Source organism: Bradyrhizobium sp. 18BD, from assembly GCF_054185225.1.
The window spans coordinates 32,276-55,092 of sequence record NZ_JAVAYL010000012.1 but is presented as its reverse complement, the minus strand read 5'-3'; the positions used below and the strand labels follow the sequence as shown (position 1 = coordinate 55,092).

The 22,817-nt window shown below is 65.5% G+C and carries 28 protein-coding genes; 9 read left to right on the top strand and 19 right to left on the bottom strand.

Translation table 11 applies throughout. From position 1 onward, the window contains the following. The first annotated feature begins 124 nt into the window (after positions 1–124). The 3 genes from RAD16_RS21930 (at position 125) to RAD16_RS21920 (ending at position 2,741) form a co-directional block, all read left to right on the top strand. Positions 125–712, top strand: coding sequence for a GNAT family N-acetyltransferase (locus RAD16_RS21930; RefSeq protein WP_458159942.1), 588 nt, complete (start codon positions 125–127; stop codon positions 710–712). Positions 713–860: 148 nt separating this feature from the next. Next, complete coding sequence (locus tag RAD16_RS21925; RefSeq protein ID WP_458159941.1) at positions 861–1,250, top strand: RidA family protein; 390 nt, start codon at positions 861–863, stop codon at positions 1,248–1,250. A gap of 48 nt (positions 1,251–1,298) precedes the next feature. Continuing rightward, positions 1,299–2,741: a homospermidine synthase gene (locus tag RAD16_RS21920; protein WP_458159940.1), complete on the top strand. Its 1,443-nt coding sequence runs from the start codon at positions 1,299–1,301 to the stop codon at positions 2,739–2,741. Positions 2,742–2,857: 116 nt separating this feature from the next. Here the strand turns inward: RAD16_RS21920 and RAD16_RS21915 are convergent, their stop codons facing one another. The 11 genes from RAD16_RS21915 to RAD16_RS21865 form a co-directional block, all read right to left on the bottom strand. After that, complete coding sequence (locus tag RAD16_RS21915; RefSeq protein WP_458159939.1) at positions 2,858–3,196, bottom strand: hypothetical protein; 339 nt, start codon at positions 3,194–3,196, stop codon at positions 2,858–2,860. A gap of 99 nt (positions 3,197–3,295) precedes the next feature. Next, a complete protein-coding gene (locus tag RAD16_RS21910) occupies positions 3,296–4,012 on the bottom strand; it encodes an MgtC/SapB family protein (RefSeq protein ID WP_458159938.1) in 717 nt (238 codons plus the stop codon). A gap of 30 nt (positions 4,013–4,042) precedes the next feature. Beyond that, a complete protein-coding gene (locus tag RAD16_RS21905) occupies positions 4,043–5,062 on the bottom strand; it encodes a WD40 repeat domain-containing protein (RefSeq protein WP_458159937.1) in 1,020 nt (339 codons plus the stop codon). Beyond that, on the bottom strand, positions 5,062–6,111 hold the full coding sequence (locus tag RAD16_RS21900) for a CobW family GTP-binding protein (RefSeq protein ID WP_458159936.1): 1,050 nt from the start codon (positions 6,109–6,111) through the stop codon (positions 5,062–5,064). Before RAD16_RS21900 ends, RAD16_RS21905 begins: the two co-directional genes overlap by 1 nt. Before the next feature lie 54 nt (positions 6,112–6,165). Then, positions 6,166–7,029 (bottom strand): metal ABC transporter solute-binding protein, Zn/Mn family, encoded by an 864-nt coding sequence (locus RAD16_RS21895; RefSeq protein WP_458159935.1) that lies wholly within the window; start codon positions 7,027–7,029, stop codon positions 6,166–6,168. Between the two features lie 2 nt (positions 7,030–7,031). Beyond that, on the bottom strand, positions 7,032–7,901 hold the full coding sequence (locus tag RAD16_RS21890; protein ID WP_326897363.1) for a metal ABC transporter permease: 870 nt from the start codon (positions 7,899–7,901) through the stop codon (positions 7,032–7,034). Between the two features lie 6 nt (positions 7,902–7,907). Further along, positions 7,908–8,660, bottom strand: coding sequence for a metal ABC transporter ATP-binding protein (locus tag RAD16_RS21885; protein WP_458159934.1), 753 nt, complete (start codon positions 8,658–8,660; stop codon positions 7,908–7,910). 2 nt (positions 8,661–8,662) lie between these two features. After that, the gene (locus RAD16_RS21880) at positions 8,663–8,917 is read right to left on the bottom strand and encodes a hypothetical protein (protein ID WP_458159933.1); all 255 of its coding nucleotides are present in this window, start codon (positions 8,915–8,917) and stop codon (positions 8,663–8,665) included. Between the two features lie 44 nt (positions 8,918–8,961). Next, positions 8,962–9,462 (bottom strand): hypothetical protein, encoded by a 501-nt coding sequence (locus tag RAD16_RS21875; protein ID WP_458159932.1) that lies wholly within the window; start codon positions 9,460–9,462, stop codon positions 8,962–8,964. Next, positions 9,459–10,070 carry a permease gene (locus RAD16_RS21870; RefSeq protein ID WP_458159931.1) on the bottom strand — a complete coding sequence of 204 codons (612 nt, stop codon included), beginning with the start codon at positions 10,068–10,070 and terminating at the stop codon, positions 9,459–9,461. The genes RAD16_RS21875 and RAD16_RS21870 overlap by 4 nt, the downstream gene beginning before the upstream one ends. A 194-nt stretch (positions 10,071–10,264) precedes the next feature. Then, positions 10,265–10,861 (bottom strand): superoxide dismutase, encoded by a 597-nt coding sequence (locus tag RAD16_RS21865; RefSeq protein ID WP_014491764.1) that lies wholly within the window; start codon positions 10,859–10,861, stop codon positions 10,265–10,267. 233 nt (positions 10,862–11,094) lie between these two features. Here RAD16_RS21865 and RAD16_RS21860 point away from each other — a divergent pair, with 233 nt between their 5' ends. From RAD16_RS21860 to RAD16_RS21850, 3 genes are all read left to right on the top strand, one after another. Further along, positions 11,095–11,622, top strand: coding sequence for a GNAT family N-acetyltransferase (locus RAD16_RS21860; RefSeq protein ID WP_458159930.1), 528 nt, complete (start codon positions 11,095–11,097; stop codon positions 11,620–11,622). An 81-nt stretch (positions 11,623–11,703) separates the two neighbouring features. Next, the gene (locus tag RAD16_RS21855; RefSeq protein ID WP_458159929.1) at positions 11,704–13,089 is read left to right on the top strand and encodes an MATE family efflux transporter; all 1,386 of its coding nucleotides are present in this window, start codon (positions 11,704–11,706) and stop codon (positions 13,087–13,089) included. Positions 13,090–13,182: 93 nt separating this feature from the next. Beyond that, positions 13,183–13,617: a DUF2147 domain-containing protein gene (locus RAD16_RS21850; protein WP_458159928.1), complete on the top strand. Its 435-nt coding sequence runs from the start codon at positions 13,183–13,185 to the stop codon at positions 13,615–13,617. Here the strand turns inward: RAD16_RS21850 and RAD16_RS21845 are convergent. Next, positions 13,614–14,765 carry a DUF3095 domain-containing protein gene (locus RAD16_RS21845; protein WP_458159927.1) on the bottom strand — a complete coding sequence of 384 codons (1,152 nt, stop codon included), beginning with the start codon at positions 14,763–14,765 and terminating at the stop codon, positions 13,614–13,616. The two genes, RAD16_RS21850 and RAD16_RS21845, sit on opposite strands and share 4 nt — an antisense overlap. Positions 14,766–14,978: 213 nt before the next feature. Between RAD16_RS21845 and RAD16_RS21840 the strand changes: the two genes are divergently transcribed. Then, positions 14,979–15,362, top strand: a complete 384-nt coding sequence (locus RAD16_RS21840) for a hypothetical protein (protein ID WP_458160113.1) — start codon at positions 14,979–14,981, stop codon at positions 15,360–15,362. A 13-nt stretch (positions 15,363–15,375) separates the two neighbouring features. Here RAD16_RS21840 and RAD16_RS21835 read toward each other — a convergent pair whose 3' ends face one another. The 5 genes from RAD16_RS21835 to RAD16_RS21815 all read right to left on the bottom strand — a co-directional run bounded on the left by RAD16_RS21835 (position 15,376) and on the right by RAD16_RS21815 (position 20,001). After that, positions 15,376–15,585 carry a hypothetical protein gene (locus RAD16_RS21835; RefSeq protein WP_458160112.1) on the bottom strand — a complete coding sequence of 70 codons (210 nt, stop codon included), beginning with the start codon at positions 15,583–15,585 and terminating at the stop codon, positions 15,376–15,378. A gap of 126 nt (positions 15,586–15,711) precedes the next feature. Beyond that, complete coding sequence (locus RAD16_RS21830) at positions 15,712–16,434, bottom strand: SDR family NAD(P)-dependent oxidoreductase (RefSeq protein ID WP_458159925.1); 723 nt, start codon at positions 16,432–16,434, stop codon at positions 15,712–15,714. After that, on the bottom strand, positions 16,427–17,809 hold the full coding sequence (locus RAD16_RS21825) for a class I adenylate-forming enzyme family protein (RefSeq protein ID WP_458159924.1): 1,383 nt from the start codon (positions 17,807–17,809) through the stop codon (positions 16,427–16,429). Before RAD16_RS21825 ends, RAD16_RS21830 begins: the two co-directional genes overlap by 8 nt. Then, positions 17,796–18,041 carry an acyl carrier protein gene (locus RAD16_RS21820; protein WP_370137778.1) on the bottom strand — a complete coding sequence of 82 codons (246 nt, stop codon included), beginning with the start codon at positions 18,039–18,041 and terminating at the stop codon, positions 17,796–17,798. The genes RAD16_RS21825 and RAD16_RS21820 overlap by 14 nt, the downstream gene beginning before the upstream one ends. A 145-nt stretch (positions 18,042–18,186) precedes the next feature. Beyond that, the gene (locus tag RAD16_RS21815) at positions 18,187–20,001 is read right to left on the bottom strand and encodes a long-chain-acyl-CoA synthetase (RefSeq protein WP_458159923.1); all 1,815 of its coding nucleotides are present in this window, start codon (positions 19,999–20,001) and stop codon (positions 18,187–18,189) included. 236 nt (positions 20,002–20,237) lie between these two features. Here RAD16_RS21815 and RAD16_RS21810 point away from each other — a divergent pair, with 236 nt between their 5' ends. Together RAD16_RS21810 and RAD16_RS21805 are read left to right on the top strand one after the other, a co-directional pair. Continuing rightward, the gene (locus RAD16_RS21810) at positions 20,238–21,218 is read left to right on the top strand and encodes a Bug family tripartite tricarboxylate transporter substrate binding protein (RefSeq protein WP_458159922.1); all 981 of its coding nucleotides are present in this window, start codon (positions 20,238–20,240) and stop codon (positions 21,216–21,218) included. 107 nt (positions 21,219–21,325) lie between these two features. Beyond that, positions 21,326–22,036, top strand: coding sequence for an SGNH/GDSL hydrolase family protein (locus RAD16_RS21805; RefSeq protein WP_458159921.1), 711 nt, complete (start codon positions 21,326–21,328; stop codon positions 22,034–22,036). 50 nt (positions 22,037–22,086) lie between these two features. On the opposite strand, the gene RAD16_RS21800 is transcribed toward RAD16_RS21805, so the two are convergent. Together RAD16_RS21800 and RAD16_RS21795 are read right to left on the bottom strand one after the other, a co-directional pair. Beyond that, the gene (locus RAD16_RS21800; RefSeq protein ID WP_458159920.1) at positions 22,087–22,353 is read right to left on the bottom strand and encodes a DUF3551 domain-containing protein; all 267 of its coding nucleotides are present in this window, start codon (positions 22,351–22,353) and stop codon (positions 22,087–22,089) included. Positions 22,354–22,383: 30 nt separating this feature from the next. Then, entirely contained in the window at positions 22,384–22,665 is a 282-nt protein-coding gene (locus RAD16_RS21795) for a DUF3551 domain-containing protein (RefSeq protein WP_458159919.1), read from the bottom strand. Positions 22,666–22,817 lie beyond the last annotated feature (152 nt).

Here is a 22,817-nt window from a genome sequence, read left to right as displayed (position 1 = left end):
TCTCGTTCTGAGGCCTGACGAACCCGGGAGCCGGCTTGCCGGCTCCTTCCCTGACATTTCGATCTGACGACGTCTTGGACAGGCGTGCTGCGCGCACGCCGGTTCAAGCGGGGACTGACGCGCCATGACTGCTCCTCGGAAGCCACAAATTGCCCTCTCTTCGGAAGCCGCTCCGTTCGCGATCCGTGCGGAACGCGCTGCCGACGTCACGATGCGTGAAGCGCTGCTCGATGCCTGTTTTGGCGAGACCCGCCATGACCGGACCTGCCAGCGCCTGCGCGACGGACGTGCGCCCGCCGCAGGCCTTGCCCTGTCGGCGACGCGCGAGGGCAAGCTCGTGGGAACCGTGCGGCTGTGGCACGTCAGCGCCGGAGGCAGGCCCGCTCTGGTCCTCGGACCGCTGGCGGTGGACCCTGCCTGCCGCGAGCTCGGGATCGGCGCCGCGCTGATGAATCAAGCGCTGGCCGCCGCCCGGGCGCGCGGGCATGCCGCCGTCATCCTTCTCGGCGACGCGCCCTACTACGCCCGCTTCGGCTTCTCGGCCGAGAAGACCGGCGCGCTCGCCCTGCCCGGCCCGTTCGAGCGCGACCGCCTGCTGGCGATCGAGTTCACCGACGGCGCGCTCGATGGCGCCGAGGGAATGATCGTCCCGACCGGAGCTGCCCTGTCCAAACGGAGGATAGTTCGCGGCCTCGAGGCGCGCGCGGCCTAAGGGATCGCCATGATGGCGACGACCGAAGCCGCGTTGAGCGGCAACGCCCGGTCGCGCCTGCGCTGAGCTCTATTCCTTTGGGGTTGCGCAGGCCCGAGAAACGCCCTTTAACCCCACGAAATTCCCCCTTTCAGTCGAGGCCGAACCCATGTCCCGTCGCCTGATCTCCACCGGATCCCCCTTCGAGAAGACCGCCGGCTACAGCCGCGCCGTGGTCGATGGCGAGTTCGCCTTCGTCGCGGGAACCACCGGCTACGACTACACCACGATGACGATGCCATCAGATGTCACGAGCCAGTCACGCAACTGCTTCAAGACCATCGAAGCCGCCCTGAAGGAGGGCGGATTCGAGATGGCCGACATCGTCCGCGTGACCTACTACCTCACCGACGCCAAGGATGCCGACGCCCACTTCGCCGTCTGCGGCGAGGTCCTCGGCGAGATCCGCCCGGCCGCAACGCTGCTCGTCGTCTCCGCGCTGTACAAGCCCGAGATGAAGGTCGAGATCGAAGCCACCGCCAAGCGCCGCAGCGCCTGATCCACCCCTCACCCTTTGTCCGCCAGCACGTTCCGGAGAAACCATCCCATGAGCCCTCCCTCGCAGATCTACGCGAAGATCACTGGTCCCATCGTCATGGTCGGCTTCGGCTCCATCGGCAAAGGCACCTTGCCGATGATCGAGCGGCACCTCGATTACGACAAGTCGCGCGTCACCGTGATCGACCCCAAGGACGAGGGCCGCAAGGCGCATTGCGAGAAGCAGAATGTGCGCTTCATCCAGAAGGCCGTGACAAAAGACAATTATCGCGAGCTGCTGACCCCGCTGCTCACCGAAGGCGGCGGCCAGGGCTTTTGCGTCAATCTCTCGGTCGACACCGGCTCGACCGACATCATGGAGCTCTGCAACGAGCTCGGCGCGCTCTATATCGACACCGTCAACGAGCCCTGGCTCGGCTTCTATTTCGATGCGTCGAAGGGCCCGGAAGCGCGCTCCAACTACGCGCTGCGCGAGGTGACGCTGGCGGCCAAGAAGGCGCGTCCGGCGGGCTCGACCACGGCCGTCTCCTGCTGCGGCGCCAATCCCGGCATGGTCTCCTTCTTCGTCAAGCAGGCGCTGCTCAACGTCGCCGCTGACCTGAAGCTCAATGCCCCCCGGCCGAAGACCAAGGCCGAATGGGCGGATCTGATGCGGCAGGCCGGCATCAAGGGCATCCACATCGCCGAGCGCGACACCCAGCGCTCCAAGAAGCCGAAGGAGCCGGATGTCTTCGTCAACACCTGGTCGGTGGAAGGCTTCCTGTCGGAGGGCGTGCAGCCGTCCGAGCTCGGCTGGGGCACCCATGAGAAATGGATGCCGGAGAATGCGCGGACCCACGAAGCCGGCTGCGGCGCTGCCATCTACCTGATGCAGCCCGGCGCCAACACGCGCGTACGCACCTGGTGCCCGACCCGCGGCGCGCAATACGGCTTCCTCGTCACCCACAACGAGTCGATCTCGATCTCCGATTACTTCACCGTGCGCGACGCCTCGGGCAAGGCGGTCTACCGGCCGACCTGCCACTATGCCTATCATCCGGCCGACGATGCCGTGCTGTCGCTGCACGAGATGTTCGGCCGCGCCGCGAAGATGCAGGAGAAGCACCACATCCTCGACGAGAACGAGATCGTCGACGGCATCGACGAGCTCGGCGTGCTCTTGTTCGGCCACGACAACAATGCCTATTGGTACGGCTCGCAGCTCTCGATCGAAGAGACCCGCCGACTGGCGCCCTATCAGAACGCCACCGGCCTGCAGGTGACCTCCGCCGTGCTCGGCGGCATGGTGTGGGCGCTGGAGAACCCGAAGGAAGGCATCGTCGAAGCCGACGAGATGGACTTCGATCGCCTGCTGGAAATCCAGCTGCCGTATCTCGGCCCGGTGAAGGGGTTCTATACCGACTGGACGCCGCTGACGGATCGGCCGGGACTGTTCCCGGAGGATATCGACACCAGCGATCCCTGGCAGTTCCGGAATATTCTGGTGCGGTGACCGGTCATTCCGGGGCGCGCCACTTGGCGCGAGCCCGGAATCCATCGGGCGGCAGAGTGTGCGGACAAATGGATTCCGGGCTCGCGCTTCGCGCGCCCCGGAATGACGAAGACCGGCTACTTCTTCTCAATCGGCGGCGCGATCTTCTCGGCCGGGGCCGGCGGCAGCGCGGGCTTGGCTGCACCTGCCGCGCCTTGCGTCTGCGGATCGGGGCGCGCGGGCTCGGGGGCCGGCGTGGTCGGCCGGTCGCCGCCGGGTTTTGCCTCGGCGGGCGTCTTGTCCTGATCGTTGGACGGGGTGCCCTGGAGCGGCTGGGTCGCCTGCGCCAGGTCCAATCGGCTCTCGGCGCGGATTTGCGCCAGCGACATCACCGTCACCACCATGCCCGCTGCAAACAGCGAGGCGGCAATGGTCAGGTCGAGCTTCAGTCTTCGGTTGTCGTTTGGGCCGGGCATGTCGATCACCGCCTTTATCCGGGGGATCAACGAAATCGAAACGGCCGGGTTCCGCACCGGCGGACTGGAACCACCTGCCCGCGTTCCAAAGCGCCGCGCTCACTCCGTGGTGCTGACCTCCCAGGTGGCGTGGCGCACGCCCGGCTGATGCTGAAGATCGGTCGCCACCGCATTCAGCTCGTTCGGATCGACCGCGGTCGCGACCAGCTTGGCGACGACTTCCAGGATGTCGTCGCCGATCTCGACCACATCGACATCGGCGACCGGGTATTGCGCGGCCTCGAGCCTGTCGACGAGGCGGTCGCGCATGTCGGGCAAGGTCTCGGTCGTGACCGCAAGCTTGAAGTAATAGGTCGCCTCCAGCGCCTTCACGTTCAGCGGGATACGGTTGATGGCGTTGACCAGCGGGCGCAGCATGGTGTTGCCGGCGATGACGAAGACCGTCAGCGCCGCCGCCTGCGCGACCATGTCGGCACCGGCGCAGGAGCCGACCGCCGCCGAGGCCCACAGCGTCGCCGCGGTGTTGAGGCCGCGCACGTCCATGCCCTGCTTCATGATGACGCCGGCACCGAGGAAGCCGATGCCGGAGACGACATAGGCGATCACCCGGACCGCACCGTCGGCGCCGTCCAGGTGCATGGCGAGATCGACAAAGGCGGCAGCGCCCACCGCGACCAGCACATTGGTGCGCAGGCCCGCAGTGCGCTGGCGGTACTGCCGCTCGGCGCCGATCAGCGTGCCCAGCACGAAGGCCGTGGTCAGGCTGACCAGCGTGTCCGCGAAGTCTGCAATCTGGAAAGTCGTCAGAAACCGCATGGTCCCCTATACGGTCAGAACCATGACAGATTAAAGCTCCAGCAATCCGCCGTCCCCATTTTCGTCAGCGAACGCCAGCAGCGTGCCCTTGGCGTTCCAGGCGATCGCCGCGACCGGCGGCGTGCCGTTGCGTCGGACGAGAATCTCCGCGCCGTCCTCCAACCGCACCATCAGCACGGTGCCGTCGCTGTAGCCGGCGGCGAGGATGTCGTTCTTCGGATGGCAGGCGACCACGGACACGCGCGCCTGCAACGGCGCGAGCATCGCGGGCTCCTTGCCCATCGGGCCGTCCTTGCTGCCGAACGGCCAGATGATGACGGTGTCGGCACCCGAGGTCGCGAGCCCCTTGCCGCCCGCGCTCCAGGACATCGAGCGGACGCGGCCGGGATAGCCGGTCATGCGCATGTGCCGGTTGTCGGCGAGCCGCCAGCCGTGCAGGGCCGCCTCGTGCATCGAGGTAACCAGGAATTTGTTGTCCGGGCTGAAGGTGACGCCGAGATGCGAGCCGGCCCAAGGCAGGAATTCGGCCGACCCCTCCATGTTCGGAAACCACAGCGTCGCGCCGTTGTAATGGGCGATCGCGAGCCGCAGGCCCTTCGGCGCGAACGCGAGGCCGCCGACGGTCGAGGGCACTTCGAGCGACTTCTCTTCGTTCTTGCCGCTCTTGACGGTGGCCGTCTTGCCGGCCGACCAGGCGAAGGCACCATCGGCGTGCAGCGCCACCGCGTCGATCCAGCGCCGCTTCGGGTCGGTGGCGAGCAACGCCACCTCGCCCTTGGCGTCGAGCGAGACGACCTTGCCGTCGTCGCCGCCCATGACGAGGCGTTTGCCGTCACTTGCCGTCGAGAGAATACCGCCGCTGTGCACGGCAACCGTGGTGATCTCGCCCTTGGCGTCGACGAACGCGACATTCTCCTCGCCGCCGACGAAGGCGGCGCGGGGACCAAGAAAGTGCACCGAGGTCACGCCCATGCCGAGCGTAACCGGCTTGACCTTGTCGGTGACGGATACGATCGAGGCGGAATCCGAGGCCGGCGTGAACTCTTTCATCACGAGACGATGCAGCTCTCAAAGCCCTCGCGAATGGCCTTTTCCGGCAACTCGCGGCCGATGAAGACGAGGCGGCTCTCGCGCGACTCACCCTCCTTCCACTTCCGCTGGTGGTTGCCCTCCAGCATCATGTGGACGCCCTGGAAGACGTAGCGGTCGTCGTCATCGTGGAAGGCGAGGATGCCCTTGGAGCGCAGGATCTTGCCGCCTTCGACCTGCACCAGGTTCTGCAGCCAGGGCATGAACACGTTCGGATCGAGCGGCTTGTCGGTCTTGAGCGAGAGCGACTGCATGTCCTCGTCGTGATAGTGCTTCAGGCCGTGGCCGTGATCATGATGGTGATGGTCGTGGCCGTGATGGTGGTGATGATCATGGTCGTGGTCATGATCGTCGGCTTCCAGAAAGTCCGGCTCGATGTCGAGGATGCGGTCGAGGTCGAACGCGCCGCGATCGAGCACGTCGGCCAGCGCCACTGAACAGCGTTCGGTGCGATGCAGCTTGGCATAGGGGTTGATGCCGCGGATGCGGGCCTCGACCTCGGCAAGCTCGCCCTTGTTGACGAGATCGGTCTTGTTCAGCACGATGACGTCGGCGAAGGCGATCTGGTTCTTGGCCTCGGGCGCGTCCTTGAGACGATCGGACAGCCATTTGGCGTCGGCGACCGTGACGACCGCGTCGAGCCGGGCGTTCTTCTGCACGTCCTCGTCGACGAAGAAGGTCTGGGCGACCGGCGCCGGATCGGCAAGGCCGGTGGTCTCGACGATGATGGCGTCGAACTTGCCCTTGCGCTTCATCAGGCCATCCATGATGCGGACGAGGTCGCCGCGCACGGTGCAGCAGATGCAGCCGTTGTTCATCTCGAACACTTCCTCATCGGCGCCGATGATGAGGTCGTTGTCGATGCCGATCTCGCCGAATTCGTTGACGATGACGGCGTATTTCTTGCCGTGGTTTTCCGACAGGATGCGGTTGAGCAGCGTGGTCTTGCCGGCACCGAGATAGCCGGTCAGGACGGTCACGGGAATTTTGGAGGCGGTCGCTTCAGACATAACAACTCCGACTTCGGGCTTTTTCGCGCGACGCGAGGCGGGGTGGCCCCTGCCCTAATGGTCAAGCGCGCTGGTCAGGGCCTTTATATTGTGCCTGACCATGTCAATGTAAGTGGGTGCAGTCCCCTTTTCGCCGGTCAAACCGTCCGAAATCAGGGTCCCGCCGACCTTGGCCCCGGTCTCGGCCGCGATCCGCCGGATCAGGCGGTCATCGCTGATATTTTCCAGAAATACCGCCGGGATTTTCTGGGCCTTGATCTGGCCGATGATGGCAGAGATGTCCCTCGCGCTGGGCTCGGTTTCGGTGGAGACGCCAAGGGGGGCGACGAACTGGACGCCATATTCGGCGGCGAAATAGCCGAAGGCGTCATGGGTCGAGATCACCTTGCGCCGTTCGGGCGGGATTTTGGCCACGACGTCCCGGACCTCGCGGTCGAGGGCTTCGAGCTTTTCCAGATAGGCTTTTGCCTGGGTGCGGAAGAACTCGGCATCATCCGGGTCGGCGGCAGCCAGTGCGTTGGCAATATCGGTCACATAGACCTTGGCATTGGGAACGGACTGCCAGGCATGAGGATCGGCGGCCGCGCCGAGCTTCAGCGGCGCAATGCCGGCGCTCGCCGTGACCACCTGGGCCTTGCTGCCTGCAGACTGCACGAGGCGCGGCAGCCAGCCCTCCAGCCCGAGCCCGTTGACGATGACGAGCTTTGCATCCGCGATGCGCTTCGCATCGCCCGGCGCCGGTGTGTAGACATGGACATCGCTGTCGGGACCGACCAGCGTCGTCAGGTTGACGCGGTCGCTGCCGACATTGCGGACGAAGTCGGCGAGTATCGAGAAGCTCGCGACGACATTGAGCCGCTCCGCGGCGTGCAGCGGCGAGGCGATCAGCAGCATGGCCAAGAGCAGGAGGAAGCGCATCGTCACGCCTCCAGATGCCGGCCGGGAAACATCTGCCTGACGACGCCGCCGACGCGGCCGAACAGGACGGAGACGATGTAGAACACCGTCGCCACGAGAATGATCGCAGGACCCGAGGGCACGCGGGTCTGGAACGACAGCACCAGACCGGCATAGCCGGAGACAGCCGCGGCGACGACTGCGATGCAGATCATCACGGTGAGATCGCGCGACCAGAACCGCGCGATGCCCGCCGGCAGGATCATCAATCCGACCGCGAGCAATGTGCCGAGCGCCTGAAAGCCGTTGACGAGGTTGATGACGACGAGCGCGAGGAAGGCGAGATGCGCGGGGCCGCCGGCGCGGCTGACCGTGCGTAAGAACAGGGGATCGACGCTCTCGATCACCAGCGGGCGATAGATCACCGCGAGCACCAGCAGCGTCACCGTGGCGTTGAAGGCGACCACCAGCAGCGTCTGGTCGTCCATCGCGAGGATGTTGCCGAACAGGACGTGCAGCAAGTCGATATTGGTGCCCTTGATCGAAACGATGGTGACGCCGAGCGCCAGCGAGGCCAGATAGAAGGTCGCGAGCGATGCGTCCTCCTTCAGCCCGGTCGAGCGCGCGACCACGCCGGCGAGGATCGCGACCGCAAAACCAGCGATCAGGCCGCCGGCCGTCATCGCGAACAGATTGAGGCCGGAGAGCAGGAAGCCGACGGCCGCGCCGGGCAGAATCGCATGCGCCATGGCATCGCCGACGAGGCTCATCCGCCGCAGCATCAGGAACACGCCGATCGGCGCACCTGCGAGCGACAGCGCGATCACGGCGGCAAGCGCCCGCCGCATGAACTCGAATTCGGTGAACGGGCCGATCAGCGTGTCATGGAGCATCGAATATCACGCCGCCTGCGAACGCCCGTCTTCGCCGCACGCCGCGGCACTGTCGTCGAAAGCCTCGCACATCCGCATTGCGACCATGAGGTTTTCAGGCGTCAGCACCTCCGCCGTCGGCCCCCACGCAACGGGGCCGCGCGCCAGAATCAGCGTCTCGCTGAAATGGGTGCGCACCATTTCCATGTCGTGGAGCGCGGCGAGCACGGTGCGGCCCTCGCCGTGCCAGTGCTTCACCAGCGCCAGCAGATCGGCCGTGGTCTTGCTGTCGATGGCGTTGAAGGGTTCGTCGAGCACGATCAGCCGCGCGTCCTGGAGCAGCACGCGCGCAAACAGCACGCGCTGCATCTGCCCGCCCGAGAGCGTACCGATCGGGCGGTTCTCGAAACCATTGAGGCCGACGGAGGCGATCGCGCGCAAAATCCTTCCGCGCGCGGCCTTGCCGATGCCGCCGAACAGGCCGGCATCGCGCCACAGCCCGGTGCCGACGAAGTCGAACACCGAGATCGGGAAGCTGCGGTCGATCTCCGCGCTCTGCGGCAGATAGGCGATGTCGCGGCTGTCAAGTCCGCCGAGATGGATGCTGCCGTCGAGCAGCCGGAGGATGCCGACGATGCCACGCAGCAGCGTCGACTTGCCGGCGCCGTTCGGGCCGATCACCGCGACGAGCGCGCCGGGCGCGACCTCGCCGTTGAGATGATGCACGGCCGGATGGCGGTCATAGCCGAGCGTGACGTTGTGGAAGGTGAGCTGGGCCACGGTCACCTCATCGCCAGAAAGACGATGCCCCAGAGCACCGCGCAGACGGCGACGGCAGCCGAAAGGCGCCCGGCCATGGTCATGCGCAGGATCGACCAGGGCGCATCCTGGGCCGGATGCGGCGAGGCCGCATCGTGGACATGGGCGTGGGTGTGGTCGTGCCCGTGCGCGTGATCATGGGAATGGCCGTGGGAGTGGCCATGAGGTTGACCATGGGCATGGTCGTTATGATGGGCGTGGGACGCGGCGGGAACCATGCTAAGGACGTTATATTATAACATTGCGCCTGTCCACGGCCAGCTCAGGGCTTGCCGATCAGCATCGCGATGGCGGCGGCCACGAACGGGAACGGCACCGAGACGGCGCAGCGGAACCAGACGAAACGGGCCGGCATGAACGGAATTTCCCACAAAATCACGCGCTGGAAGGCGAACAGGGCCCAGGCAACGACATAGGCAACCACCTGCGGCACCCCGCCGCCCGACTTCAGCGCCACGGTGCCGATCGAGAACCCGATCACCGGGCCGCCGGGAGTGGCCGCGCCCGCGACCACGGCGGTCGTAACCCCAAGCCAGCCGCTGTCCGGGCCGAGCCAGCCGGTGATCACCTCCTGCGGGATGATCGCGGCGATATAGCCGGAGCCGATCACGCCGAGCGCGATCCGCGGCACGACGTTGATGAAATCCATCGAACCTTCACGCAGCGAGGCCTTGAACACCGGGGGGCCGCGGCGAAAGGCGATCAGGCCGACGCCGAACACCGAGCCCCACAGCAGGATGTCGATCAGGAGCGCCGCGCTCATGCCGCGTCCTCGTCGCGGTCGCGCTTCGGATAGAGCCGGACATAGACGAAGCGGCCGAGCGCGCCGGCCAGCACCGGCAGCGGCAGCGAGATCAATATCCGCCACAGCGTGAAATCGGTGCCCATGATCGGGATTTCCCAGGCGACCGCCCGGCCATAGCCGATCAGCGTCCAGCTCACGACCATGGCGATGGTAGCGCCGAAATCGGCGCCGACCGCGAGCAGCGCGCTCGCCACCGGATAGGCGGTAAAGGGCCCGCCCGGCAGGATCGCACCGAAGGCGGTGCCGATCAGAAGCCCCATCAGCCCGGATTTCGGCCCGAGCGAACGGGAGACTTTTTCGTGCGGCAGGATCTCGGAGATGAAGGCGCCGAGCAGGCAGCCCGCCAGCACGCGCGGCAGGATGCCGCCGAACAGCGAGAGATCGTGGGTGAGAATATCGAGAACGCCGTCGGTGCCGTCACGCCGCCAGACCAGGCCCGCGCTCACCGCCACCAGGGCGGCAATGATGATCGTCGACCAGCCGATCGGCTTGCGAACCCGTCCCGGCCGCGGCTCGGAGTCCGCGTCCTCGGCAGGCGCCGGATTGTTCGGGGAAGGTTCTGACAACGGGCTTGGTCGTATCGAGGGTGATGCCCCTCCTGATTAAGGGTGGCATCGAGGTGATGCAAACGGAACGATGACAGACCCGTGCGCGCGCCCCGCAGGGCAATTCCGCACAGCAAAAAGGCGGCCGCGCGAGCGACCGCCCTTGTTGTCGTTCCGGGGCGCGCGAAGCGCGAGCCAGGAATAATGTGACTGCCTTACGCCTTGTCGAACAGGGACTCGACGTATTCCCAGTTCACGAGATTCTCGACGAACGCCTTGAGATAGTCGGGACGGCGGTTGCGATAGTCGATGTAGTAGGAATGCTCCCAGACGTCGCAGCCGAGGATCGGGGTGGCGCCGTGCACCAGCGGATTCTCGCCGTTCGGGGTCTTGGAGATCTCGAGCTTGCCGTTCTTGACCTGGAGCCAGCACCAGCCAGAGCCGAACTGGCCGACGCCGGCCGCCTGGAAGTCGGTTTTGAACTTCTCGAAGCCGCCGAGGTCCTCGTTGATCTTCTTCTCGAGCTTGCCCGGCAGCTTGGTGCCACCGCCATTGGGCTTCATCCAGCTCCAGAAGTGGATGTGGTTGTAGTGCTGGCCGGCGTTGTTGAACACCGCGGGGTTCTTGCCGAACGAGCCCTTGACGATCTCCTCAAGGGACTTGCCTTCCCATTCGGTGCCCTTGAGCGCGTTGTTGCCGTTGGTGACGTAGGCCTGATGATGCTTGTCGTGGTGGAATTCCAGCGTCTCCTTCGACATGAACTGGCCGAGGGCGTCATAGGCGTAAGGGAGGGGGGGCAGCGTAAAGGTCATGGGATGTTGTCCGCAACTGATGGGGAACTGGCTTAACGGCGACTCTTATAGAAGGTTCCACCGCCGTTAAATACCGCCAATTTGCGAAATTGCGTGATGCGGCCGATTGGCCGGATTGCATAAAATCGACGCAAGCGCATGGGCGTTTCGGCCAGCCGCAAAATATCATTGCCTTTGAGGCGCTTATGGCAGAACGAACGCACTACGGCGCGGAGATGCGAAAAGAGAGCACGATGAGCATCGAGATCGACATCCTGAACGGCGACGCCTCGTGGCGGATCGCGGAGCCGCTGCATCAGGCGGTCTGGGGCCCGCAGATGGTCGCGGACAAGCCCTGGGCCCATGTCAAATGGGCCAATGCCGATTTGCGCGTCCTGCTCGAGACACCCGAGGACGGGCTCGTCTGCCATGTCGGCATCTACTTCCGCACCGTCACCTGGAACGGGCAGAAGGTGCATATCGGCGGCATCGGCGGCGTCTGCACCCGCGAGGATCGCCGCGGCCGCGGCTATGCCACCATGGCGATCGACGCGGCCGTGCACACCATGCGCGCGAACGAGGCGGTCCGCTTCGCGCTGCTGTTCTGCGAACCGCACAATTTCGCCTTCTACGCGGCCCGCAGCTGGCTGCCCTTCAAGGGCGAGGTCTATTGCGAGCAGCCGGAGGGACGGATCCGCTTCGATTATATGGCGCCCTATGTCTTCAACATTGTCCGCGCGCCGACGCTGGGCACCATCGACCTCTGCGGCCTGCCCTGGTGAGCCCTGCGTGACGGCAGGCTGGCGCGGGTGCTGACCACCCGGTAATATGTCGATCGTCATTTGATATTCCGCCCGGTGAACATGACGATCGACGCCCCGCTAGACGCCGTCCCGCCGCGCGCGCCGATCGCCTCCCCGATCGCCAGCCTGCTGACCGCGCCGATCCTGCCGACGCTGCTGCGGCTCGCGATTCCCAACATGATCGCGATGGTCGGCAGCACGCTCGTTGCGATCGCCGAGACCTCCTATATCGGCCGGCTCGGCACCATTCCGCTGGCCGCGATCGCGCTGGTGTTTCCGTTCGCGATGCTGACGCAGATGATGAGCGCGGGCGCGATGGGCGGCGGCGTTTCATCGGCGATCAGCCGCGCGCTCGGCGCGGGCAATCGCGACCGCGCCGCGACGCTGGCGGTGCATGCCGCCATCATCGGCATCTGCGGCGGACTGTTCTTCACGGTGATGATGCTCGCCTTTGGCCGCTCCTTCTTCACGCTGCTCGGCGGCCGCGAGCGCGTGCTCGAGGAGGCCTGCGGCTACTCGCAAATGCTGTTCTCCGGAGCGGTCGCGATCTGGCTCGTCAACACGCTGGCCTCGGTGATCCGCGGCACCGGCGACATGCGCCTACCTTCGATGACGCTGATCGGAACGAGCGTGCTGCAGATCGCGCTCGGCGGCACGCTCGGGCTCGGCCTGTTCGGCGTGAAGCAATTCGGCATGCCCGGCGTTGCCGCCGGCCAGTTGATCGCATTCAGCTGCGCCGCGGTCTTCTTTCTCTGGTATCTGCTCTCCGGACGCAGCCGGCTGCCGTTGAATTTCCGCGCCTTCCATTTCGAGCGGGCGATGTTCCTGGACATTCTCAAGGTCGGCGCGGTGGCCTGCCTGTCGCCGCTGCAGACCGTGCTCACCATTTTGATCTTCACAAGAATCCTGGCGACCTTCGGCACCGAGATGCTGGCCGGCTATGGCATCGGCTCGCGGCTGGAATTCCTGCTGATCCCGATCACCTTCGCCTTCGGCATCGCGTCGGTGCCGATGGTCGGCATGGCGATCGGCGCCAGCGAAATGAAGCGCGCGCGGCGTGTCGCCTGGACCGCGGCCGCGGCCTCCGGGCTCACCGTCGGCCTGATCGGCCTCGTCATCGCGCTTGATCCGTCGCTCTGGGTGTCGCTGTTCACGCGCGATCCCGGCGTCACCGCCGCCGCACACAGCTATTTCCATTGGGCGGGGCCGGCCTTCGCGTTCTTCGGCGTGGGCGTGTCGCTGTATTTCTCCTCGCAGGGCGCGGCGCGCGTCGGCGGGCCGGTGCTGGCGTCGACAGGCCGGCTTCTGATCGTCGCGATCGGCGGCGTCGGCCTGATGATGGCCCAGGCGCCGGCCTGGACCTTGTTCGCGCTGGTCGGCGGCGCCATGGTCGTGTTCGGGCTCTCGACGGCGGCCTCGGTCGCGCTGGTTCGCTGGGGCAAATGAGCGCAGGCGAAGTAAGCGCAGGAATGTGATTCCATCGGGCGTTGCACGCGCCCGATTTGCTGCTATTGAGGCGCTCCATTCTGGGGCACTTCCATGACATTCAGATTCGCCGCTTTCATCGTCATTCTGGCTGCGCTGTTTGGCGCGACTTCCGCCCATGCGCAGAGCGCCGACGGCACCTGGCTTACCCAGGCCGGCGATGCCCGCGTCAAGATCGGCAAATGCGGCGGCGGCATCTGCGGCCACATCGTCTGGCTGCGCGAGCCCATGGACACCGCGACCGGCCAGCCCGCCACCGACAGCAAGAATCCCAATCCAGCGCTGGCCAAGCGCCCGATGATCGGCCTGCCGCTGTTCAGCGGCATGCAGCCCTCAGGGCCGAACAAATGGTCGGGCCAGATCTACAATGCCGACGACGGCAGCACCTATGCGAGCAGCGTCTCGGTCACCGGCGCGGACTCGCTGCGGGTCGAAGGCTGCGTCGGCGCGCTCTGCGGCGGCGAGACCTGGACCCGCGCGGGGCGTTAACTCCCCACCACCATCGCCTTCAACGCCGTCGCCGCCGAGGCATAGCCGCCTCGTGCGCCGTCGATGAAATGCACATGGTCGCTGCGCAGCGCCGAGGGCGTGAAGCAGGTCATCATCGCAGCGTCCTGCTGGTAGAGGCCGTAACGCACGATGCCGTCGCGCGCGGCAGTTGCGAGACGATCGCTGAGGGCACGCTCGAGCTGCGGGGTGCAGTCGAGGATCATGCGCAGGCCGTCGTCATATTTGCGGAAGTCCGAGTTCTCGACCACCTGCCGCTTGTAGACGTTCGGCACGAAGCCGCCGACCTTGAGGTCGAAGCGCATGATCAGATAGGCGAACAGCGTGTAGGCCAGCACGCCGGCGCGACGGGCCATCAGTGGACCGCCACGCTTGGTGCGGGCCTCGAAATCCAGCCCCTGCGGCGGCCATTTCAACGGCGGCCCCTGCGGCGGCACCGGCCGGCCACCATCGGGGCTGCGCTCGACCAGGTGGATGACGTCCTCGATCACCTTGCGAAACGCCGAAGGATCGGCGCCGCGGGCGGGCATCACCAGCACCGACAGGATCAGGCCGCGCGCCGCCGGCATCACCTCGAAGCGGCAGGACAGGCCGGAAAGATCGGGCTGCGTCCCGGCGGGCGCTTCCGTAACCGCGAACTCGCCGCGCTTCATCGCGGCGTCGGCCCAGGCGAGCCCGCCGCCGGAGAACATCGCGTAGGACAGGTTCGCCGACGGACCGAAGCGCGCGACGCGCACGTCGAGACCCTGGGCGCGGATGGCGCTGACCGGCACCAGCGCGACACGCATCCTCAGATCGAGATCTTCCCGCACCCAGGTCGCGGTTGCGGCCAGCGCGTCGCGGGCGCGATCGAGGTCGTCAGGCGCAACGGCGAAGCTGGCGCCATCGCCGCCGAACACGAAGGGGAATTCGCGCCCCTCCAGGGCATTCGTCACCGCCGCGATCACGGCGGCGCCGGCCATGTTGACGGCCTTGTAGCGCTGTGCCGCAATCGCCTTGGTGGAATCGACGATATCGGCAACGCCGATGCTCCAGTCGTCGGGCAATGGTGCATAGAGCGTGGGATCCATCAGGCTGGTGAAGCCGCGAAAGACGGGAATGCCGCCATAGAAGGATTTGCCTGATGTCATCGGATGATGCCGGATGGTTGGGAAGCGCGTCCGAGGAAGATACGTGGCAGGATCGATCCGGGTTCGCCGGTGCCCTTGCAATCATTGGCCGAAACCGGCCCGGACAACAAGACGACGCCGCGCTGCAATGCCGCAGTACGTTATTGATCGACGTCAAACGGGCTGCAGCCCAGAGCGGCTACGCTTCGGGCAACTCCAGATATCGCATGGGATATCGAATTGTCCGAGTTCGGCAACAAGGACTCCACCGCTCCGGTCGGCCGGCGCACGGGGCTCGACCCGATCAGCGCAGTGAAGATGCCGGAACGATTGACCCATGCTGTCGATGCCTGGGCCGAGGCGCATCACCTCACCCGCTCGGACGCGATCCGCAAGCTGATTGAGATCGGCCTGAAGGTCGCGCCGGCGGTACCCATCTCAACGCACACCGTCGCATCGGACGCGACCAAGATCGAGGAAGTTGCCGTGCACGAGATCGAGGGCCTGCTCGATCCCGCATTGCCGGTGGACGAACGCGAGCGCCGCATCCGCCGCCTCACCGAGGGGCCGCCGGAATTCTCACATCAGCGGATTGACCTGCCAAAGCAACGGACGTGAGCGCCCGAGTGCTTTAATGCAGCTTCTCGTCCTCGCGCTTGCGCAAGGCATCGAGCGAGGCGTCGTGACAGCCGACCAGGCGCACGAACTGCTGCGGATACATTTCGTAGCCGTGACTGCCGGAATTTTGATTTGCCATCGGCGGACAGCGCATGTCGTCCGGCTTCGCGCAAGGTTGCTCGGCACGATCCGGATTTGAAGCGATCATGTTTTGCGTGGCCATCGACTGCTCCCCGTCGTTTAGGGCAGATCGATTGACGTAATCCAATCGACTGCGGGGCATCATACGACCAAATCCGGCTTGCTGTCATTGCGCCGGATCAACGCAATTGTGGCAGCGGGGTTCCGCCTACGCGGTGTTCCCCGCGTCAATCGTGAACACGGTGCCGGTGACGTTGCGGCCGCCCTCGCCGAGCAGATATTCCACCATGCGCGCGACGTCATCGGTCTCGGGCAAGCGGCGTAGCGCGCTGCGGCCGGCGATGCGCTTGCGGCTCTCGTCGGAGAGATTGTGCGTCAGCTCGGTGTCGATGAAGCCGGGCGCGATCGCGTTCACGGTGATGCCGAGCTTGCCGACCTCGCGCGCAAGTGACCGCGTGAAGCCGGTCGCCGCAGCCTTGGTCGCGCCGTACACGGAGAGGCCGTTATAGCCGGTGGTCGCGATGATCGAGGAGATGTTGATGATGCGGCCGGCACCATCCGCCATCATCCGCCGCGCGACATATTTGGTGAGGATGATCGGCGACAGCACGTTGAGCTGCACCAGCGCCTCGATCTCCGAATTATGCATGGTCGCGAGCAGGCCTTCGGTGCCGAGGCCGGCATTGTTGACGAGGCCGTAGATCGGGCCGAACTCGTCGCGCACCAGCTTTGCGAAAGCGGGAATCGCGTCGATCACCGCGAGATCGCAGGAGCGGAAATGCAGGCGGCCTTCGGAGGCCGCGATCGCAGCCTTGAGCTCGTCGCTCTCGCGACGCGCCGCCGCGATCACGTTGAAGCCGCCGCCGACGAGACGCCGGCCGATTGCAAGGCCGATACCGCGGCTGCCGCCGGTGACGAGGACATTATGCATCGGTGCGCGCCAGTTTGCCGGCCGGGGTGACGTCGAGCGCCTCGACGAAGCGGATCACTGCCGGCACCTTGTGCAAGGCGAGCTGCGCGCGGCACTGATCCAGGATCTGGTCGCGGATCTCCTTCGCGCGCGCCGGATCGGTGCCATCGGCGAGGATCACGTCGGCGACGACGATGCCGCCGGTGATCGGGCTGCGGCGCGATTTCGCGCGCGACATCCGGACATCGGCATGCCGGTTGATGACCGCCTCGATCTCCTCGGGGTGAACCTTCAGCCCGCCGATATTGATGATGCCGCCGCGGCGGCCGACGAAATAATAGCGATCGCCGCGCAGCTCGACGATGTCGCCGCTGTCGACGAACCCGTCGGCATCTGTGAGCGCGGCGGCGTTGCGGCCGACATAGGCGTGCGCCGTACGCGTCGAGCGGATGCGCAGCGAGCCGTCAACAACCTTCATCTCGACGCCGTTGCGGTTGCCGAGATAATCGGCCGGAAAACCTTCGAGCCCGTCGTTGACGGCAAAACCAACGCCGGCCTCGGTCGAAGCATAGGCATGGCCGACGGAAGAGTTCGGGAATGCCGTTTTCAGGCCGTCGAGCACCGCCTGGTCGGCGATCTCGCCGGAGAGACGGACATAGCCCGGTGCGAATTGCGCCGCCGAGCCGCTCATCAGCAGCTTGCGCCAGTGCGACGGCGTGCCGGAGATGTGGGAGACGCTACGTGCATTCAGCCGCGCGACGTGATCGCCGAGCGCCTCATGCGGATCGGACAGCACCATCGAGCCGCCCGAGAGCACGGCGCGAAGGAATATCTGCAGGCCGCCATAGCGGCGGATGTCGTAGAACGTCGCCCACACCGGCGCGGGGCCCTTCGCAGGACCTTCGGCAACGATGGCGCCGGTGAGCGCTTCCAGCGTATGGCCGACGATCTTCGGCACGCCCGACGTGCCCGAGGTGAGCATCAGCCATTCGGTGGCGCGCTCGGTCTTCGCTGCCGCGGCAGGTTGAAGCGGCAATTGTGCGGTGACGACCAGCGGCACGCCAGTTTCGGCCCAGCGACCGGGCTCGTCGGTAACGACGGCATCGATCCCGGCATCGGCGATCAGCGCTTCGAGATAGGCGGGATTGAGATCGGGCGGGCACAGCAGCATACGACGAGCGATGCCGTCGAGCTCGATCATGGCAATGCCGGACCGGAGCTGGTCGGACAATTTCAGCAGTACCGCGCGGCCGGACAGCTCGCGCAGGCGGCCGCCGAGGACCGTCTGCGACAGGATATCCGTCAGCGACGCGACATGGTGCGCATCCGACAGCGTGCGGCCGGTCAGCTCCGGGCTCAGATAGTCGCGGAGCGCAAAGATCTCACGCGGGGACATTTTCGTAGGCCCGCACGAAATCGCCCACGGTGGCGGGGAACGCTGCGTCCTCGGAAATGGTGAAGGGGTCGACGCCGATCTCGTCCTCGAGGCGCGCCACCAGAATGGCGAAGGCGAGCGAGTCGAAACCCGTCTCGTGCAGGGACAGATCGTCCGAGAGGGCGGGAAGCGTCACGTGCTGCTCTTTGGCGATCTGTTGGATCGCTTCAATGACCTTAGACCGTACCGACATGGCTGGCTCGCTCTTGTTATCGATATCTATTGTTGCGGCGGCTCTTGATGACCGCCTCCCCATGGCCGTCTGTTTACCCGACAGAAGTAAATGGCTTCTTGGACAATTCAGATAAAATTGGACTTATCTTGCGATTTCCGCGGCGCTAGAGCCTGATCGTGCCCTCAATGATCTTGGTAAACGTTCCGGCATCGAGCGCGACATAGGCGCTGGATTTCGGGTCGAGCATGAACAGCGGGTCGGCAACCGTGCCAGGATCGAATCCCTCCCCCGCCAGCTCACCTTTCTTCTGCTTGAACGTTTCGGTCGCATCGAGCTCGCGCGAGATGCGGATGAAGACGGGGCGGGCGTAGGCCGGCAGACGCTGCGCCAGATGCGCGGGCAGCGCTTCGATGTCAAAACCCTCGTTCACGACGATCGCGCTCATGCCGGCGCGACCGTCGGCGCCCAAAATGCTGACGCCGTAGGTGGTGGCGTCGATCACGCCGGTGAAATCGCGCACGGCGTCGTTGACCTCCGAGGTCGCGACGTTCTCGCCCTTCCAGCGGAAGGTGTCGCCGATGCGATCGACGAAATGGAAGAAGCCCTTGTCGTCGAGCCGCATCAGATCGCCGGTACGGAACCAGGCATCGCCCTTGGCGAAGACATCGCGCAGGATTTTCTTCTCGGTCTCGCCCGCATCCGTGTAGCCCTCGAAACGGCCGCCGCCTTCATCCGCCTTGCCGATGCGGCCGATGGCTTCGCCGGCCTCGCCGCGGGCGCAGGCGATACAAAAGCCCTCGTCATTGCGCAGCGGTGCAGCGCCATCAGGGTCGAGCTTGACGATGCCGGCGGGAAACCGATGCGCGAGCAGCGGCGGGATGCGGCCGATCGCGCCCGGCTGACCCTCGACATTGAACAGCGAGAAATTGCCTTCGGTCGCGGCATAGAATTCGAGGATGCGCGGAATGGCGAAGCGGCCCTGAAAATCCTCCCAGATGTCGCCGCGCAGGCCGTTGCCGCAGACGAGCCGCAAGCGGTGCCGGTTCTCGTATTCCGACGGCGGCGCCTTGAGCAGATAGCGGCAGAGCTCGCCGATATACTGGAACAGCGTGCAGTCGTGACGCACGATGTCAGGCCAGAAATTCGAAGCCGAGAATTTTTCCGCGACCACCACCGAGCCGCCGGCGGCCAGCATGCTGCACGGCGCGACGATGCCGCCGACCGAGTGGAACAGCGGCAGGCAATCGTAGAGGCGATCCTGCGGCGCGGCACCGGTGAGACCAGCGAACCAGAAGCCCCAATTGAGGATACGGCGGTGGCTGATGCTCGCGGCCTTCGGCAGCCCCGTGGTGCCGGAGGTGTAGATCAGCAAAGCGCGATCGTCGATGGTGACATCGCCATGCTCGTCCGGCGCAAGCGGAGCGTCGTCGAGCGCGGCAAGCGCGACGTCGATGGCGCGCTCGCTGCGGGCATCGCCATAGGTCCAGACTTTTGCCTGCGTCTTCTGGTGCGGGGCTGCGCTCTCCAGCGTCTCCATCAGCTCATGCCCAACGATGATATGCAACGGCCCGGCTACGTCGAGGCAATGCGCGAGCGATTGGCCGACCAGCTTGGTGTTGATCAGCGCGACAACGCCGCCGACGCGGCTGATGCCGAGCCAGGCCGCGACATAGTCGATGCCGTTCGGCATGATCAGCGCGACGGTGTCACCCTTGGCGACGCCCACCGAGCGCGCCCAGCGCGCATAGCGGTTGATGCGCTTCGACAGGCCGTCATAATCGAGCGTTGCGTCGTCTGTGACCAGCGCGACACGATCGGGCTGGCGCCGCGCCCAATCGTCGACGACGTCGGCGAACAGCCGGCCCGGCAGCGTCTCGATGCGCGCGGTGAGCTCGATCGCCTTCAGCCAGATTTTCGACGCGGAAGGTGCGCGCGCGGCTTTCGGCTGCGTGATGACGCCGGTGGACATATCGTTCATCTCTTGACGAGTTCTTGGGCGATCTCTGCTGAGCTTCCGGCAGAATAGACCCGCGGGCCCTGCCCAGGTGTTAAGAGACAAGGTAAAACCCGGTTAGTGCGCGATTAACTCTAGTCATCCTTTACCAAGCCGACGGGATCGGCGTGCGCGGCGGCGCAGTTCTTGCGATAGCAAATCCAGCCATTCGGGCGCGCCGCGCGCGCCCTCTCTTCGCGAGAGATGAACTGGAGGCCACAATGATCACCAAGCGCCATTTCCTTCAGACCGCCGCCTGTGTCGCGGCTGCGCTCACAGCGCCGCGCGCTTTTGCGGTCGGCAATCCCTCTTATCCCTCGCGCAGCGTGAAATGGGTGGTGCCCTATGCGCCGGGCGGTGCCACCGACGTACTGTCGCGGCTGCTCTGCCAGCGCCTGTCCGATCGGCTCGGCCAGAGCTTCGTGGTCGAGAACAAGCCCGGCGCCGGCAGCAATATCGGGACACAGGCGGTGATCACCTCGGCGCCCGATGGTTACACGCTGTTGCTGACCTCGACCGCGAATGCGATCAACGCTTCGTTCGATCCGGCACTGCCGTATGACTTTGCCAAGGGCATCGCGCCGGTTGCGGGCGTGGCGCGGATTCCGCTGGTGCTGGTCGTCAACAACGATCTGCCGGTGAAGTCCGTCGCCGATTTCGTCGCCTACGCCAGGGCCAATCCCGGCAAGATGTCGATCGCCTCCTCCGGCATCGGCACCTCGCTGCATCTGTCCGGCGAGCTGTTCAAGTCGCTGGCCGGCGTGCAGTTCACCCATGTGCCGTACCGCGGCTCCGCACCGGGCCTGACCGATGTGATGAGCGGCCAGATCCAGGGCATGTTCGACAACGTCACCTCGTCGTTCGAGCTGGTACGCGCCGGCAAGCTGCGCGCGCTCGGCGTCACCACGCGCGAGCGCTCGGAGATCCTGCCGGACGTGCCGCCGATCGCGGACACGCTCCCCGGCTATGAGACTTCGTCATTCTATGGCGTCGGCGCCCCGCACGACACCCCACGCGAGATCGTCGACCTGCTCAATCGCGAGATCGACACCGCTTTGTCCGACGCCGAGATCAGGGCCCGCATCGCCGAGCTCGGCGCAATCCCGCTGCACGGCAACGCCGGCGAGTTCGGCAGCATGCTGACGGCCGAGACCGACCGCTGGCGCAAGGTCGTCGAGCTGTCGGGGATCAAGAAGGAATAGCGATCCCGCCAACGCGACGACCGGCCTCGCGAGGCTAGGCGCCGACGGGTAAACGTGCCATTATTTGTGCTACCTATCGTTGTCAAGATTGCGACAGGGAGGTAGCCGTGGCTCTCGACCCCTCACAGATTCCTGTCAACGCAACGCCGTTCGAGCAGCCGCTGATCAATTTCGCCGGCCGGCTCAAGGACGGACAGGTCAAGGTGGTCGCGATCGGCTCGTCGACTACGGCGGGCGAAGGGGGCATCGCGCCCTATCCGCAACGGCTGCTGGCGGATCTACGGATACAATTCCCGAAGGCCACGATCGATGTCGTCAACCGCGGCGTCGGCGGCGAAGAGGCCCCCAAGGAGCTCCTGCGCTTCCAGCACGACGTGTTCGACCAGAATCCGGATCTCGTGATCTGGCAGGTCGGCACCAATGCGGTGTGGCAACCGGCCGATCAGAACCCGCCGTCCTTCGAGGACACCACGAAGGCCATCTCCGACGGCGTCGACCAGTTGCTGGCGAAAAAGCAGATCGACGTGATCCTGATGGACCTGCAATACGTGCCGGCGCTGCTGACTCCGGCGAAGAAGAGCAAAGCGATCGACATGGTCGCGGCGATCAGCGAAATCGCGCATGCGAAGGGCGTCAACGTCTTCCGCCGCTTCGAGCTGATGCAGGGCTGGCACGATATCGCAAAGATCTCGTTCGACCGGATGGTCGATCCGGGCGACGACACCAGGCTGCATGCAAGCGACTGGACGACGGACAAGATGACCTGGCAATTGACCACCGCGATCAACGCGGCCGCCAAGAAGGCGCAGCCATCCTGAAGCACATGCGGCAACTCACGCCGCATGCTCTATCGGACCGCCACTCGGTACTAGCCGCCTCGCCGGTGGCGCGGGCGCGGCGGCGGATTCACCGGATAATACGGATTGAGATCGCAGCTCGCGGCACGGCCTGATGCGGTGGCGCGGCATTGCGGCAACGAGGTGAAGGAGCAGTCGTACCACTCCCCGCCCCCGCCATTCGCGCCGGAATAGACGTGCATGCAGACAGGAAAACTCGGGTCGAACGTCTGCGCATGCGACGGCGCTGCCGCGATCAGCGCACCGACGATCAAAGCCAGGCCGAATGAGCGACGCATGACGGATGCTCCTGCCTGCCGCCGTGGGGATCAGTACTGCGGCTTCTTGTGACGCTTGCGCGGAGGCGGCGGCGGTTCGTCGAACGCATAATAGGGGTTGACGTCGCAGGTCGCGGAGCGGCCCGAAGCCGTGGCGCGGCACTGCGGCAGCGACGTGAACGAGCAATCGTAATAGTCGCCGCCACCGCCCCAGCCGCCGGGCGTGTACACGTGCATGCAAACCGGATAGCGCGGATCATAGGTCTGGGCGCGCGCATCTGCCGCAGCAAACAGCGTGACAATTGCGGTGAGGGTCAGGATCGGCAAACGCATGGAGACTTCCTCGAATCGATAGCGCCGGCGGATCTGATGCCGACGGCCTCCTATGGCACAACACCTCGGCGGAGGCGACTGTTCCGGGGACAGATGACGGCAAGGTGAGTGCGATCGCGCAACACACGCGTCACGGCCGGGCTTGCCCCGGC

What these genes read in the sequence shown, in the direction of transcription:
- RAD16_RS21930 (WP_458159942.1), top strand. Translation starts at nt 125, where the DNA reads ATGACTGCTCCTCGGAAGCCACAAATTGCCCTCTCTTCGGAAGCCGCT.
- RAD16_RS21860 (WP_458159930.1), top strand. Translation starts at nt 11,095, where the DNA reads ATGAGCATCGAGATCGACATCCTGAACGGCGACGCCTCGTGGCGGATC.
- RAD16_RS21835 (WP_458160112.1), bottom strand. Translation starts at nt 15,585, where the DNA reads ATGGCCACGCAAAACATGATCGCTTCAAATCCGGATCGTGCCGAGCAA.
- RAD16_RS21910 (WP_458159938.1), bottom strand. Translation starts at nt 4,012, where the DNA reads ATGCGGTTTCTGACGACTTTCCAGATTGCAGACTTCGCGGACACGCTG.
- RAD16_RS21915 (WP_458159939.1), bottom strand. Translation starts at nt 3,196, where the DNA reads ATGCCCGGCCCAAACGACAACCGAAGACTGAAGCTCGACCTGACCATT.
- RAD16_RS21890 (WP_326897363.1), bottom strand. Translation starts at nt 7,901, where the DNA reads ATGCTCCATGACACGCTGATCGGCCCGTTCACCGAATTCGAGTTCATG.
- RAD16_RS21810 (WP_458159922.1), top strand. Translation starts at nt 20,238, where the DNA reads ATGATCACCAAGCGCCATTTCCTTCAGACCGCCGCCTGTGTCGCGGCT.
- RAD16_RS21895 (WP_458159935.1), bottom strand. Translation starts at nt 7,029, where the DNA reads ATGCGCTTCCTCCTGCTCTTGGCCATGCTGCTGATCGCCTCGCCGCTG.
- RAD16_RS21920 (WP_458159940.1), top strand. Translation starts at nt 1,299, where the DNA reads ATGAGCCCTCCCTCGCAGATCTACGCGAAGATCACTGGTCCCATCGTC.
- RAD16_RS21880 (WP_458159933.1), bottom strand. Translation starts at nt 8,917, where the DNA reads ATGGTTCCCGCCGCGTCCCACGCCCATCATAACGACCATGCCCATGGT.
- RAD16_RS21825 (WP_458159924.1), bottom strand. Translation starts at nt 17,809, where the DNA reads ATGTCCCCGCGTGAGATCTTTGCGCTCCGCGACTATCTGAGCCCGGAG.
- RAD16_RS21925 (WP_458159941.1), top strand. Translation starts at nt 861, where the DNA reads ATGTCCCGTCGCCTGATCTCCACCGGATCCCCCTTCGAGAAGACCGCC.
- RAD16_RS21815 (WP_458159923.1), bottom strand. Translation starts at nt 20,001, where the DNA reads ATGAACGATATGTCCACCGGCGTCATCACGCAGCCGAAAGCCGCGCGC.
- RAD16_RS21875 (WP_458159932.1), bottom strand. Translation starts at nt 9,462, where the DNA reads ATGAGCGCGGCGCTCCTGATCGACATCCTGCTGTGGGGCTCGGTGTTC.
- RAD16_RS21865 (WP_014491764.1), bottom strand. Translation starts at nt 10,861, where the DNA reads ATGACCTTTACGCTGCCCCCCCTCCCTTACGCCTATGACGCCCTCGGC.
- RAD16_RS21820 (WP_370137778.1), bottom strand. Translation starts at nt 18,041, where the DNA reads ATGTCGGTACGGTCTAAGGTCATTGAAGCGATCCAACAGATCGCCAAA.
- RAD16_RS21855 (WP_458159929.1), top strand. Translation starts at nt 11,704, where the DNA reads ATGACGATCGACGCCCCGCTAGACGCCGTCCCGCCGCGCGCGCCGATC.
- RAD16_RS21800 (WP_458159920.1), bottom strand. Translation starts at nt 22,353, where the DNA reads ATGCGTCGCTCATTCGGCCTGGCTTTGATCGTCGGTGCGCTGATCGCG.
- RAD16_RS21830 (WP_458159925.1), bottom strand. Translation starts at nt 16,434, where the DNA reads ATGCATAATGTCCTCGTCACCGGCGGCAGCCGCGGTATCGGCCTTGCA.
- RAD16_RS21900 (WP_458159936.1), bottom strand. Translation starts at nt 6,111, where the DNA reads ATGTCTGAAGCGACCGCCTCCAAAATTCCCGTGACCGTCCTGACCGGC.
- RAD16_RS21845 (WP_458159927.1), bottom strand. Translation starts at nt 14,765, where the DNA reads ATGACATCAGGCAAATCCTTCTATGGCGGCATTCCCGTCTTTCGCGGC.
- RAD16_RS21795 (WP_458159919.1), bottom strand. Translation starts at nt 22,665, where the DNA reads ATGCGTTTGCCGATCCTGACCCTCACCGCAATTGTCACGCTGTTTGCT.
- RAD16_RS21850 (WP_458159928.1), top strand. Translation starts at nt 13,183, where the DNA reads ATGACATTCAGATTCGCCGCTTTCATCGTCATTCTGGCTGCGCTGTTT.
- RAD16_RS21905 (WP_458159937.1), bottom strand. Translation starts at nt 5,062, where the DNA reads ATGAAAGAGTTCACGCCGGCCTCGGATTCCGCCTCGATCGTATCCGTC.